Annotated in this window: 12 protein-coding genes; 4 read left to right on the forward strand and 8 right to left on the reverse strand. The window is 46.4% G+C overall.

Features of this window, described 5'->3' with window-relative positions; translation table 11 throughout:
• Positions 1-656: 656 nt before the first annotated feature.
• From CIK93_RS13155 to CIK93_RS13165, 3 genes are all read left to right on the forward strand, one after another.
• Positions 657-1,166, forward strand: a complete 510-nt coding sequence (locus tag CIK93_RS13155; RefSeq protein ID WP_144007572.1) for a hypothetical protein — start codon at positions 657-659, stop codon at positions 1,164-1,166.
• Positions 1,167-1,197: 31 nt separating this feature from the next.
• Positions 1,198-1,755: a hypothetical protein gene (locus CIK93_RS13160; RefSeq protein WP_094389825.1), complete on the forward strand. Its 558-nt coding sequence runs from the start codon at positions 1,198-1,200 to the stop codon at positions 1,753-1,755.
• Between the two features lie 92 nt (positions 1,756-1,847).
• Positions 1,848-2,531, forward strand: coding sequence for a hypothetical protein (locus tag CIK93_RS13165; RefSeq protein ID WP_094447615.1), 684 nt, complete (start codon positions 1,848-1,850; stop codon positions 2,529-2,531).
• A gap of 893 nt (positions 2,532-3,424) precedes the next feature.
• Here the strand turns inward: CIK93_RS13165 and rseP are convergent.
• From rseP to CIK93_RS13210, 8 genes are all read right to left on the reverse strand, one after another.
• Positions 3,425-4,795, reverse strand: coding sequence for an RIP metalloprotease RseP (gene rseP, locus CIK93_RS13170; RefSeq protein WP_094389827.1), 1,371 nt, complete (start codon positions 4,793-4,795; stop codon positions 3,425-3,427).
• A gap of 24 nt (positions 4,796-4,819) precedes the next feature.
• Complete coding sequence (locus CIK93_RS13175; RefSeq protein WP_094435253.1) at positions 4,820-5,980, reverse strand: 1-deoxy-D-xylulose-5-phosphate reductoisomerase; 1,161 nt, start codon at positions 5,978-5,980, stop codon at positions 4,820-4,822.
• Positions 5,977-6,486, reverse strand: coding sequence for a ribosome maturation factor RimM (gene rimM, locus CIK93_RS13180; RefSeq protein WP_094447616.1), 510 nt, complete (start codon positions 6,484-6,486; stop codon positions 5,977-5,979). Before rimM ends, CIK93_RS13175 begins: the two co-directional genes overlap by 4 nt.
• A gap of 52 nt (positions 6,487-6,538) precedes the next feature.
• On the reverse strand, positions 6,539-7,843 hold the full coding sequence (gene murA, locus CIK93_RS13185; protein ID WP_094389830.1) for a UDP-N-acetylglucosamine 1-carboxyvinyltransferase: 1,305 nt from the start codon (positions 7,841-7,843) through the stop codon (positions 6,539-6,541).
• Positions 7,844-7,872: 29 nt separating this feature from the next.
• Positions 7,873-8,484 (reverse strand): DUF4290 domain-containing protein, encoded by a 612-nt coding sequence (locus CIK93_RS13190; protein WP_094447617.1) that lies wholly within the window; start codon positions 8,482-8,484, stop codon positions 7,873-7,875.
• 19 nt (positions 8,485-8,503) lie between these two features.
• A complete protein-coding gene (tsaB, locus tag CIK93_RS13195) occupies positions 8,504-9,193 on the reverse strand; it encodes a tRNA (adenosine(37)-N6)-threonylcarbamoyltransferase complex dimerization subunit type 1 TsaB (protein WP_094447618.1) in 690 nt (229 codons plus the stop codon).
• 1,184 nt (positions 9,194-10,377) lie between these two features.
• A complete protein-coding gene (locus tag CIK93_RS13205) occupies positions 10,378-12,396 on the reverse strand; it encodes a helix-hairpin-helix domain-containing protein (protein ID WP_094447620.1) in 2,019 nt (672 codons plus the stop codon).
• 19 nt (positions 12,397-12,415) lie between these two features.
• On the reverse strand, positions 12,416-13,516 hold the full coding sequence (locus CIK93_RS13210) for an SGNH/GDSL hydrolase family protein (protein WP_094439502.1): 1,101 nt from the start codon (positions 13,514-13,516) through the stop codon (positions 12,416-12,418).
• A gap of 87 nt (positions 13,517-13,603) precedes the next feature.
• Here CIK93_RS13210 and ruvB point away from each other — a divergent pair, with 87 nt between their 5' ends.
• Entirely contained in the window at positions 13,604-14,641 is a 1,038-nt protein-coding gene (ruvB, locus tag CIK93_RS13215; protein ID WP_094389880.1) for a Holliday junction branch migration DNA helicase RuvB, read from the forward strand.
• Positions 14,642-14,643: the final 2 nt, after the last annotated feature.

The raw sequence follows: 14,643 nt of genomic DNA on the forward strand, positions 1-14,643 counted from the left end.
ACTTCATAAAAACATATATAACATGCATAAACACGCCATTTGTTACCGTTTTTTTGTTAAAAACTTCAAATTCATTTGGTCGTTTCATAAATAATATTTAATTTTGAAGCGGTTTTCATGAAACATGCAGTTTCCTATAACATGATGAGTAGAGACTTATCGCTGAATTGTTACTTGGACTGCAGAATCCACGCCGACATGATGCGCTCACAGATTTTTTTAGTGTGTATGAGGTTCCGCATAGGCTAAGGGATATAAACCACAGAGGTAATGAGAGCCACTATTTATGGGAAGCGTTTATCATGCGCTTTGTAGCTTGACGTCTTGAAATTCTCGCAAAGTTTCAAAATGATTCAGTCACGTGACGAAGCAACGATAGATGCTCATGGGATGTTTTTATAATGCCCTGATATCATGCTGTACGTTGTTACTTTATAATAATGTACGTGTATGGTATAATGGGATTTTTATATCAACAATCGGCGTGGGTTTCTGACGTTGCTCGTTCTTGACTGAATGGGCAATGCGAGAAGCCTCAAGACGTAGGACGAGTGACAAGATCAGACTCCTACGCTTTTTGTTTATAGTCAATAACTTTTTCATGTAACAATGTATTATTGCCGATACTTGGGAGTCAGTTGGCCAGTTAAACACGTATGAAAAAGATTGCGTTTACACTTTTATTACTAGTTAGCTGTGCATCCTCAATGTTTGCACAGGCTAAATTTGAGCATGCACAGACACGTATTCAAGAGGGTATGTCTGAGTTTTTTGTTCGTCCTATGGTAGCCGAACTTCAAATGCTCAACAAAGATTGCCAAGAATGGTCTTTCAACATTTTCCCTGGTGTTCCTCTTTCCGACATCAGTGTTGACATGCTTGAAAATGCCAAGGCTAACGCAGCATTTAAAGCCACAAAACTTGCTGGTGCAGACATTATTCTTGGTGCTACTTTCTATGTTATTAACAACGAAAAAGCTAAAGGACTGGATGTTACCGTACGTGGTTATCCTGCCAAGTATGTGAAATTCCACAACTATGGCGAAGGACAACTTGGCGCTGACGACTCTAAGTGGATTACTCCATTGCAGGATGGCGCTCGCATACGTGCCATATCTGTTGACAACAAGCAGAACAAGGCTGTACAACGAAACACAAACAAGTAAATTTCAATATTAATTTTAAATTTTAAAGACAATGAAAAAATTATTAGTTCTGGCTATCGCCTCAATCATGAGCCTCGGCGCTTCAGCCCAGCTCATTACCTCAAACACCATGACTTATTCTCACAAAAAGGGCAGTGGTTACAACCGTATTGGTGCATCGTACAATTCAATCAGTACTGATGCCGAAGGTTCTGGATCTGTCAGTGGAGCTTCGTTGTCATGGACCAAAGGTATCTCTGTTTCTAAAAGCATGCCTCTATACATAGAGACTGGTATTGGTGCCACTTACGCATTTGATGAATTAAATGCCCTCACAGCCACTATTCCTTTGAACGTAACATACAAGTTACCAGTTACCGAGGGCATCAAGATTGCTCCTTTGGCAGGTTTGACTTTCAATGGAAACATTTTATCAGACGCTGATGACGTGAAGGTCTTTAGCCTTGGTTGGCAGGCTGGAGTTAATGTAGAGTTGGGTAAATTCTATGTTGGTGTAACTTATGGTGGTGGTCTGACCAATTATGCAGGAAACGAGTCATACAGTTGCAAATTGAACAATCTTGCAGCCACTGTCGGTATCGTATTCTAACAAAAAAAGAATAACTTAATGGTCTGCCGAACATCTGTTACTATAATGGATGTTGGGCAGATTATTTTCTTTAACAATAAAGAGATGATGATATGAAATTCATGATTTTGACAGCATTAATGATGACGTCTATTACCTTTGCACATGCACAAGAGAGCTACACCTTGATTAAAGAAGGCAACAGCTATATTTGCAAAGGTTCTCAACCATGCAAATATGACGAGAAAGCGACCTTCGGAAGCGCTGCACTCTGGGCAATAGAGAAATCAAGCAACATCATTGAGAATACACTGAAGTGTGATGCGAAAAAGCTATCATTAAGCGTCGGTTGTAGCATTGAAGAAAGCGAAAACTCAGACAAGGCTTATACCTTTCAACTCAACATTGGGGTAAACAAGGGGAAGATAGAATTTCTTGTAAAAGACGTAAAATGTATTCCAAAGGGTGTTATGGCTGTATTCAAGACCGTATCATTAGACAAGTTGAATTTAGAGAAGAAACCCCAGAACAAGGAATATGTTGATAAGTTTTCTGTTTTATGCAATCAGTTTATGCAACAAACAATGAAAGAAATCCTTGGAGAAAATATTGATTTGTCTCATTGGGAAGCCATTATCAATGGACAAGTAGTAAAAGGTATGAACCCCAACGAGGTTATATTGGCAAAGGGTAAACCCCTTACAGTCACAGAAAACTCACAACGTACCATGTGGTCTTATGAATCTGGCAGCATCGTTATGATAGAAAACGGAATTGTTAGCGGCGTCATAAACTAAAAAAAAATAATAATTCATCATGAGAGTGTGTCATAAACAGACACACTCTCACCTTTTTTACTTAGCACACACTAATAATGATGGTCAGCATAAAATATGCTTCGGTCCATATATAATATTTAAGGATCGCGCACGCGCACTCGCGCGCACGCGATGTCGTAAAAATCGACCACTCGACCACCTCTATAGTCTAACATGCAGTAGTTTAGAACTTTAAGTGGTGGTCGAAACTATTATCATCGACCACCCTTCGACCACCGGATTGCCATCGATTATCAACACTGACCAAGCAAAGCAAGTCCTGCATATCGATATATAAGTTAGAGATGTTGTTTATCATCGTTTTTCACAACCTTGATAATACCTTTATCAAACGTTGGGCAATACCTTTGTCAGATATTGGACAATACCTTTATCAAATATTGGACAATACCTTTGTCAAACGTTGGACAATATCTTTTTCAAACGTTAGATAATATCTTTTTCAAACGCAGAAAAGACCTTTTTCAATCGTTTCGAAACAGTCTTGACAAATGTTCGAAAACACTCTTAACAAACGTTAGGCAATACCTTTACCAAAGGTTGGGAAATGTCTAACTATACGTATCTTGGACTGAGATATGAAATTCGACGAATTTTGGCGGTGGTCGATGGGTGGTCGATAGAAACAGCTTCGACCACAGCATAAAACACTGTATGATAATGCGATACACACTTCCGTGGTCGTGTGGTCGAAATTTTCTGAAAACTAAAATTTTTAGAGAATGTCATAAGCATCGTGGCATTCCACCTGATGAAAGTTCCACTAAAGACAAAGCGCTCACGCACGTACCTATTCATATATACGTGCATGAGCGCTTATGTTATTTGATAGCTGTTCTGTCCTATGATTATTACATGATACCAATCCAACGCAACACATCGTTGAGGTTAGCCACAATCATAAGGAGCATGAGTAAGGCAAGTCCCACATAATTGGCACGTATCATGAAGTTTTCGGATGGTTTACGACGTGTGATAATCTCATAGATGAGGAAAAGCACATATCCGCCATCGAGGATAGGTATGGGCAGAATATTCATAAATGCCAGAATGATAGACAGGAATGCGGTCATCTTCCAGAAGAGATACCAATCCCATGTTGAGGGGAAGAGATTTCCAATGGCTCCGAATCCTCCGAGACTCTTAGCGCCATCGGCAGTAAACACATATTTCAGGTCGTCAACATAGGAACCAAGCACATGCATGCCATATTTGACACCAGCAGGGAAGCTCTCAAAGAATCCATATTTCTGTGTATATGGTTTATAGAGACCCGCTACGCTCTGTACGGTGAATCCCAAACGCATATCGGCAGTGAGCGTCACCACGGCAGTATCGGTTTTTACGCCATTGGTAAATACCACAGGGATGGTGCGCACTTTGAGGCTATCGGCAGGCGATTTAGCATCTGCCAACAGGTCGGAGCGACGATCCAACTGGTCGATAATCTCATTGTATGAATCCACTGCATGTCCATTGACCGCCAGTATTCGGTCGCCTTTCTTCATTCCAATTTGCGATGCAGGCATATTGGGCACGACAGAGTCTGCCACTGCAGGAAGGAGCGGACGCACGAACGAGGGTTCTGCCTTCATCATATTCAGGAGATTCAGGTCACCAGGCAGATTCACCGTCACGGTTTTTCCCTGACGAATCACCTCCACCTGTTGTGCTGCAGCGATATCGCGATACAGGTCGGCACTAAAATCTTTGAAGGCGCCCTTCTCTGTTCCCACGAGAATATCACCATCGCGGAAACCGAGAGCCTTAGCCTCTTTATTAAACTTCATACCGCCAGTCATGTCTTTCACTGGCACATAGGTATCTCCCCAATAGAAGAGAATCATGGAGTAGATAAACAGCGCAAGGAGGAAGTTGACCAGCACACCGCCTATCATGATCAGCAATCGCTGCCATGCCGGTTTGCTTCTGAACTCCCAAGGCTGTGCGGGTTGCTTCATCTGGTCGGTATCGAAGCTCTCGTCGATCATACCGGCAATCTTGCAATAACCGCCAAGGGGAATCCATCCGATACCATATTCAGTGTCGCTGTTTTTGGGTTTAAATTTGAAAAGACTGAATTTCCAGTCGAAGAACATATAGAACTTCTCTACTTTCACTCCAAAAAGTTTCGAGAAGAAGAAGTGACCACCTTCGTGCAAGAGCACCAAGATAGAGATGGCCAACATCAGTTGTAGCAGTTTAATAAGAAAAACTTCCATTCGTTATTTGTGTCTATTCGATTTTTATTTATTCATGAGTTCTGTTGCTATGCGCCTTGCCTCGGCATCGGTCGCAATATATGTATCATAGGTAGGCGAAGCATCGTAGGTGCAACGTTGCATGGTTTCGGCTATGATGTCGCTCATCTGCAGGAATCCACACTTATCTTCAAGGAATCCGCGATTGACAATTTCATTAGCTGCGTTGACGATACAAGGCATGTTTCCACCCTTCTCAATGGCCTCGAAAGCCAGTGCCAAGCAACGGAATTTTTTCAAGTCGGGCTCAAAGAATTCAAGGCTGCGGGTCTTAAACAGGTCGAGGCGCTCACCAGAGAGCGTCAGACGTTTGGGATAAGAGAACGCATACTGTATGGGCAGTCGCATATCGGGCACTCCGAGTTGCGCTTTGACCGCACCGTCATCAAACTGCACAGCCGAATGGACAATGCTTTGCGGATGTACCAATACCTGAATTTGCGAGGCTTTTACACCGAAGAGCCACTTGGCTTCGATGACTTCGAAGCCCTTGTTCATCATCGATGCCGAGTCGATAGTAATCTTCGCTCCCATGTCCCATGTAGGATGTCGGAGTGCATCTGCCTTGGTCACCTGTGCCAACTGCTCAATGGTAAAGTTGCGGAAGGGGCCTCCAGAAGCTGTCAGCAGTATCTTGTCGATGCGGTTGACATCCTCGCCCACAAGACTTTGGAATATTGCCGAGTGTTCACTATCTACTGGCAGGATGGGCGCATGATACTGCGTAGCCAGATTACCAATCAGTTCTCCAGCCACAACAAGCGTTTCCTTGTTGGCCAGTGCAATGGTCTTTCTTGCTTTGATGGCATGGATGGTGGGGGTCAGTCCAGCAAATCCCACCATGGCAGTGAGTACGATATCAATCGGTTTAGCCTCTACTATCTCGTTGATGGCCTGTGCTCCAGCATAGACTTTCACGTCGGGAATATCGTCGGTGAGTCGTTTGAGTTCATCGTAACGTGCCTCATTGGCAATAACGATAGCTGCCGGATGAAAGCGATGAGCCTGCTCGGCGAGCAGTTCCACACGGTTGTTTGCCGTGAGACAATACACCTCATAGAGGTCGCTATGCTCTTCGATGACCTGCAGAGCCTGTGTTCCTATGGAACCTGTAGATCCGAGGATGGCAATTTGTTTCTTTTTCATATCTCTAACAATCCCTCTGGGATAATTGTTTTTATGGTTCTTTCCGTGGTGTCAATATAGTGTATTAGGTCGTCAGAAGCCGGAATGAGTCGTCCGTCTTCGAGTTCAAAGAGGATGTTATGGGTTGAATCGTCAATCGATGCAATGCGTCCCACCTCTTTTCCTGTATCAGCATCCACGAGCATGAATCCCACGAGCATAGACAGTGAAGGCATGGCGTCCTCCTCTTCTGCCAGACTTCTTGGGAAATAGACATCACACCCTGTGAGTTCTGCTGCCCGTTGTTGGGTATCGACATCGCAGAATTTGATGAGTGCGAGACTGTCTGAACGGAAGCGATACTCTTCCATGAAGAACGGCACGAGTATGCCGTCGATATCGAGAATCAGGTATTCTGCCTCGACACGGTCGAAGACATCATCGGTAAACTGCAGGCTCACCTCGCCTTTCACACCGTGCGACTTGCCCAGTCGTCCTATCTTATAGACCTCTTCTTTACGAATCATCTCACTCTTTGTTATCGTTTGCAGTCGTTCTACACCTTATTTATATAAATTATTATATGCGTTCAATGTGTGCACCAAGTGCATTGAGGCGCGCTTCAATATCTTCATAGCCGCGGTCGATCTGCTCGATATTGCTGATCTGGCTGACGCCATCAGCACTCATGGCAGCGATGAGCAGAGCGATACCGGCACGAATATCCGGACTCGACATGCGTTGCGGGCGCAGCGTATTTACCCTGTCGTGGCCTACCACCACAGCGCGGTGTGGGTCGCAGAGAATGATTTGCGCTCCCATGTCGATGAGTTTATCCACGAAGAAGAGTCGGCTCTCAAACATTTTCTGATGGAAGAGCACTGTGCCACGTGCCTGCGTTGCCACGACAATGAGCACCGACAACAAGTCGGGAGTCAGTCCAGGCCATGGTGCATCAGCCAGCGTCATGATAGTTCCATCGATGAAAGAGTCCACCTCATAATGTTCCTGACGAGGAATATACAAGTCATCACCCTCTTCTATAATCTTCACACCCAATCTGCGGAAAGCGTCTGGAATGATACCCAGATTGCGGAGCGACACATTCTTGATGCGTATGCCGTTGCCCACCATGGCAGCCATTCCGATAAACGATCCCACCTCAATCATATCAGGCAGAAGGCGGTGGGCTGTGCCATGCAGATGCTTCACACCCACGATGGTTATCAGGTTTGATCCGATACCGCTGATATTGGCACCCATGCGGTTGAGCATGTGGCAGAGTTGCTGAATATAGGGTTCACAGGCTGCATTATAGATTGTTGTAGTGCCTTTGGCAAGAACCGCCGCCATGATGATATTGGCAGTACCGGTCACCGAAGCCTCATCAAGCAACATATAGGTGCCAACGAGCTGTTTGGCAGCAATCTCATAAACTTCCGTCTTTGGGTTCTGTCGGAAGTCTGCACCCAGGTATTTGAAGCCGAGAAAATGGGTATCAAGGCGTCGGCGACCGATCTTATCACCCCCAGGTTTAGCAATCACAGCCTTTCCCATACGTGCCAAAAGCGGTCCAATCATCAGCACACTGCCACGCAGTGCAGCACACTTCTGGACAAACTCCTCACTACCGAGGTAGTCGAGATTGAGTTCATCAGCCTGAAAATGAAACACTCCCTGCTGTTCCTTACTGACTTTCACACCGATGTCTTTCAACAACTGTATCAGATTGTTGACGTCGCGAATGTCGGGAATATTGCGTATAATAACCTCGTCGTTGGTGAGCAACGTTGCACAGATCACCTGCAAGGCCTCGTTTTTAGCGCCTTGAGGGACGATGGTTCCACTGAGCAGGTGTCCGCCTTCGATTTTGAATGATGCCATAATCAGAATGTTAGGGGTTATAAAAATACTTATCTGCGACCTTTTCCCTTATTGCGTTTCATGGGAATAGGGTCTGTACCGGGAATGATTTTCTCAAACTTAAATTCGTTGAGATCAAGCTGTATCACACCGTCCGTCAGTCGGGCAATATCGTCAGCCACCTTCTCGTCGTCTGTCGAACCATGTCCCCAATTTGCCAGATCACGCTTCATCTGATTGGCAGTCAACCGTGCTAGTTCGTCGCGTTCCTCTCCCGGCGGCATGCTCTTGAGGCGTTCAAAAGACTCATCAAGCAATCTACCGTAGTGACGCATCTTAAACCGGCTCTTGTTATAAGAAATCGGTACGGGCTTTGCCAAAAACTTTTCTGCCAACGACACATCGTAAGGCCAGTCGATATCGAGCTTCTTGTCGCTGATGAGATATAGGTGATCCCAATAAGCCTGTGCGTCACTGTTGTTGACTCTGGCTTGCGGATTACGACTCTCCATCAGTCTGACGATACTCTTTGCACAGCGCAGGCGTTCCTCTTTGGAAGGTAACGAACAGGCATGTTGCACCATCAACTGAATCTCGCGTCCATATTCAGGCATGACGAGTTTCTCGCGTTGTGTATTGTAATCTATTCCTTTGATGTCCATTGTCATGTTGTTTTGTCTTTTAGAGTAATTTCTTGGGCTTGAGGGCTACAAAGTCTTTCAGATAGAAAGGCACAAAGTAGGCCACATCTTCCGTACGTCCGTCCAGCAATCGGCGCTCTGCCAGCGGCTGCATCCAGCGTGCCTGTGGCTCAATGCCGTCTATATGGTGGGCATTGGGATGATCGATGATGTCCATACACTTCTTCGCACCATTGCCGAAGAAATATACGGGATGCTGGTCGAGCCACTGCCGATAAGTATCGGCATTCACAACGTCGGCACCTACCGGCCGCACCTCTTTCAGGCTGCGATCGTAGATGGCGGCATAAACTTCCATGCGTCGTGCATCGAGCATGGGACAAAGTAAGGCATCGTCTTCAATGCCTTCGCGCAGAAGTATGGGCACACAAAGAAGCTCAAGTGTAGGAACGGCAATGAGTTTCAAGTCACGTCCGTAGCAGACACCCTTTGCCATTGACACACCGATACGCAGTCCCGTATAGCTTCCAGGACCGCAGCTCACAGCCACGGCATCGAATGGAATGGCGTGACTATCAGTGAACGAAAGGGCCTCATCCACCATTGATCCGAGTCGTTCGGCATGGTTAGGACCGCTATGGTCTTCTTCGTGATAAATGCAGTGGCTGTCTTCCGACACTGCCACCGAACATACGTCTGTGCTGGTTTCAATATGTAATATACAAGCCATGTGTCTTGGAGTATATAATAGTTCAAGCTGCAAAGTTATGAAAAAAAAACGATATTCTGTGTATTCTGCCCTATTTTTACATTACTTTCACGTCAAAGAAGATAGTACAAAGCGCAAGACTCTCCAACTTTCTCCTATTGTCCTCCTATCATTCTCCCATTTATCATCGTAAAAATAGGACTTACTTGGGACTTACTTGGTAGTCACATGGGACTTACATACAATCTGTATAAGGCCTAAATAGGCCGTGTACAAATACAAAAAAGGAAGAAACTCAGAATCACCTGCAACTTACCAGGAATATGCTCACATCTAATATAATAGTATCTTCTTAGTTCAGAACTGGACATCCATACGACGGATACAAGCCTAAGCAAAATATCAGAAACACGTAAAACAAAATAGCGCTCAGATAGTTAAAGCCTGTTAACAAACCATTGTTTTCGCACACAAATCCTTGATATACGTCAAGAATATGATAATTTAATGCATGATTTATTGCAAAAATGTTGCGAGATATCGAAAAACATCGTAACTTTGCATCGTCAAAAGGAACAAGAGGTTCCAAAATGACACACACAAATAGATTGTTTTAGGTTAGTAGTAATATTTATAGTTTTAGGTTTTTAGTTATTGGTAAAAAGAAAGTTTGAAATATGGATAACAGTGGTCGCCGTGAGGCTCCCATAACTTTCTTTTTTTTAATTGAATTTTGTTTTATACAAGATATACTACCGCAAGGTAGCCCCGACCGAAAGGTCAACAACATTAGAAAAGGATTTTTAGTTATACATAGGCTTTGGATGTCGCTGCTCGTGGTGAGTAGCGGCATTTTTTTTTGAATTTACTCGGCAAATTCAATGAATTTGGTCGGCAAACTCAATGAATTTGCACCTTCGCTGAATATTTCATTTGACTCCTATACCTATCTGTTGTGAGCGCTATGCAAGTTTTATTGGTGTGCAAATCAATTTATTTTGCTCAGCAATTCAATTTGTTTTCCTCAGCAATTCAATTTGTTTTCCTCGGCAATTCAATTTACTTTGCTGAGCAACGAAACATCCACAAGCATGCAACACGCTATATACAAGCATATTACATGGCTTTTCAACAACACAGAGAAAACAGGTCTTTTGAAACCATCAATATCAGACAATGCCAAAAGGTCTGACCATGGTGATCGTTCAGAACTTCCACTCCATCTGCAACTGTAGGTCGGGTTGCGAGGAATGGCATATTTCCTGCTTGCCACTGCCTATCTTAGAACGGTCGAAATAATCGGTGACACCCAACTTGGCTGTTAGCATCAGACGGTTGGCAATGGTGGCAGAGGCCAAGAAACTATACCTGATGCCTTCACCATAGAAGGCAGGGAAATAGAAATCATAGCGCAACGATGGCTCATACTGATAGAGGCGGCTCTCATAACTATTGGTGTGGAAATAGCCCATGCGCCCCGACAGGCGGAAGGCGGAACGTTTCCAAGTCAGCTGCTGACTACCCATATAGCCCCAATACTGCTGATGGATGCTAACCGAAGTGCCGTCGAACTGGGTCTGCCAAGATAGCCACGAACCTATTGCCCTACTCAGCCGGAGGCGCAACCGATGGTTGTAGCGATTGTAGAGGGTAGTTTTCTCTGCATTGTCGCGCTGGGTGAGATGCAGTCGGTAATAGCCATCAAGCATCCAATTGCGGCTCTTCCACTCGCAAGCCACCTTGGTATCGAAGGCATCGCTCGATGCGCTGACCTGATAGCGTGCCCAAGCAAAGTGGGTATAGTCGGCATATACCTTCAACAGAAATCGCCATGAGGGTCGCCATTCCATGCCGACATACATGCCATGCTCGTTTTGCACCTTGCCTCCTTCCGAGAAACTGCGGGCATGGAGGGCGGTGTATTGCTTGTCGTAGTAGCGGTGGATGGCTGAAAAAGTCAGTGAGGTGGCAGGATGCCAAGTAGCACGATGCAGCAAAGCCAAGTGGCCATGGCGGTTGATGGCTGCTTCGCCTGCCAACGAGATGTTATCGCCTATATAACCGTAATCCACGCTCATATTGGCAAAGGTGGCTCCTGCGGCTTGATAGCGACGGAAGGGAGTACCCTCACGGTCGGGATCAAGTGTGCGGTCGAAGTGGGAATAGACGAAATTGCCATTGACATAGACCTTCTTGCCATGCCAGCCAATACTTCCACCGGCATCCCATCGGTAAGTATTATGCTTTTTGTCCATCTCGGCAGGCAGGCGATGGTAGCCCGAAGTGAGCAGTGTGCGCACCGTTCCATCATCGTTGAGCGTGGCATCAAGCGGTCGGTAGGAGCCGAATACGGTGGTGCGCCAATGGTCAGACAGGCGCATGGTCAGGGCTGCACCCTGCAGATAGTTGGCAACAGATCGCGAGCTGTAGGCTCGGATATCGGCAGAGGATCGCATAGCAGACTGTAGCATCATGGTTTTTCCCATGGCGAAAGCTCCGTTCATGATGAGTCCCATGCCCATCTGCACCCGATACATGCCCAGACAAAGGCGGTCGATACGCCCCAAATGGTTGAGTTGCAGATAATAGGAATAGTGGTCATACCCCATCTTGTTGCGGTCGGAAAAGAAGGGCTCACCGGCATCTTGTGCTGCCGTAAACCCCACTTTCAATCGGTCGCGATAGTTGTGCTGATAGCGCACGGTATGGGCATAGCGCTTGCCCAAATATCCATCGCGGTAGCCCTTACGGGTGTAAAACGGTATGGAGACGGTGGCTGACAGCGTATTGTCGCCTCGCAAAAGGGCTGAGTCCAGTCGCAACGTGGGCATTTGACGCTCGACGGGTGCCACACAGACAAAGTGTAACAGCAGTCGGCGCACATCGTCACCTATCGACTTCACCAACAGCAGTTCGCTAAGGGATAGCATGGCCTTGTTGCGATAGACATACTCCAAGAGGTCGTCCACCTGTCTGGCGGAAAGAAAAGGCAGCCGCTCAAGTTGCTCGCGAGTGGCACTATTCAGGTTGATGGGGTGGTTTTCCAGTTCTGTCAATTGGTCGAATGCCTCTTCCCATTGGGCGGCATCGCCCTCATCAGCCTCAACCCACTGCCAAAAATCATCTTGCCAAGGGCGCGATTGCTGTGCCGACAGCATCAAAGGCGATGCTGTCAGGCATAGAAGCAGACATAGGCACTGCCCCCACTTGCTGTAGTTTGCCATATCCTCCCTATTTGGTTAATCAAAACCACTTCATCAGCGGTCGCAAGAATGCAACGAGCTCAGCTGCCATTTTCTGGTGTTGCCAGAGTGATGGATGCCATGAAGCGCCATAGTATAAATCGCCGGTTTGTGGTGTGAAGTCGAAGCGATAGACCTCGGCGTCACCGCCCTTGCGTGCCTCTGCCACTACTTCATCGAGGATTCGACGGGCTATGTCGAGCTCTTTGCCATTGAGCATAGAACCGCAAAGATACACTATTTTGGCATGTGGATTGCGTTGGCGCACCTGAGCGAGAAAGCGTTTGTAGGCTTGTTTAAGCAACTTTGTATCGTAATTGTTGGTGGAGAGGTCATTGGTGCCAAGGTTGATGCACACCAACTGAGGTTGGTAACGGGCAAAATCCCATTTCTCCGAACGGTCGTAGAGGTTGGTGTAGAGATATTCGGTGGTCATCACATTGTCGGGAGTACCTGTCTTCGGACCGTCATAACTGCGATATACTCCAATACCACTGCGTGCCACGACATGCGCTACGGCATCAAGATCACGCGTAGCGATTTGCGCATAGGTGAAATAGTGGTTCTCTGTTTCGTATTCGAAAGGATCGCTCATCTCGATACTCTCGTTGCCATAACCGCAGGTGATGCTGTTGCCGATAAATTCGATAGTGCGTTGGGGCAATGCAGGGGCTGTCAACAACTTAGCGCCAGCGTCGAGAACAAAACCACGGAAGTCGGGTTTGAGTTCATAACCTTCTATCACATACATCAATCGCACATCATGACAACCTTGAGGTAAGGCTGTGGCAAGTGTAACAACCGAATCGCGCTCACCCATGAAACTCACTTTGAAGGGTTCGGCACCGTCTATTTGTGCCATGAAATAGCCACTGCGAGGTTTTGCCATCATCTTCAACGAGGTGCCGGTAAAGCGCGCAATGATCTGTGTGCCAGGGAAAGTGAAGCGCGGACGCATGGGATTGGAGAAACAGATGCGTCCCACATACTGGATGCAACTGTCGGTGGGGTTGATAACTGTGCCTGTTACAGGACGTGTGGTCGATGCCGCAGCCGAAAAGACGGCAACAACTGAGAGCATGAGGAAAACGATTCTTTTCATGAACTATAGTATGGTTTTTTGTTATTCGCTTTGCAAAATTACAAAAATTATGATTAACTTTGCACCAAAAGCGATAAAAAAACAATGATGGACGAAGATTTCGACATAAGACAAGAGCAGATCTCAGCATCGGAGAAAGACTATGAGAACGCACTCAGACCACTCTCGTTCGATGATTTCAGCGGACAGAAACAAGTGGTAGAGAATCTCCGGGTGTTTGTAGAGGCTGCTAAATATAGGGGCGAACCATTGGACCACACCCTGCTCCATGGCCCACCAGGACTGGGTAAGACCACACTGTCCAATATCATTGCCAATGAATTGGGAGTGGGATTCAAGATTACCAGCGGACCAGTGCTCGACAAACCGGGCGACTTGGCAGGCATCCTGACATCGCTCGAAAAAAACGATGTGCTCTTTATTGACGAGATACACCGTCTGTCACCAGTGGTTGAAGAGTATCTATACTCGGCTATGGAGGACTATCGCATAGACATCATGATAGACAAAGGACCGTCGGCACGGTCCATACAGATTGACCTCAACCCCTTCACACTCGTGGGGGCTACTACAAGAAGCGGACTCTTGACGGCTCCACTGCGCGCACGTTTCGGTATCAACATGCACTTGCAGTATTACCAACCAGAGACGCTACAACGCATTATCACGAGATCGGCATCGATTCTCGGTGTACCCATCACCGCTGAAGCAGCGGCTGAAATAGCGGGAAGATCGAGAGGTACGCCACGTATCGCCAATGCACTGTTGCGACGAGTGCGCGACTTTGCACAGGTGAGAGGCACTGGACGCATCGACACCAATATCACACAGGTGGCATTGACAGCGCTCAACATCGACCAATACGGACTGGACGAGATAGACAACAGACTGCTGTTGACCATCATCGATAAGTTTAAAGGGGGACCGGTGGGCATCACGACCATTGCTACGGCTATCGGAGAAGATGCAGGAACTGTGGAGGAAGTCTATGAACCATTCCTCATCATGGAGGGTTTCATCAAGCGAACACCACGAGGAAGAATGGTCACCGAACTGGCTTACAAGCACTTTGGACGCAACCCCTATACGGGAAACATCATGGAACCAGGACTCTTTGACGAATAAAA

Source organism: Prevotella sp. P3-92 (genome assembly GCF_002251205.1).
Classification (GTDB): domain Bacteria; phylum Bacteroidota; class Bacteroidia; order Bacteroidales; family Bacteroidaceae; genus Prevotella.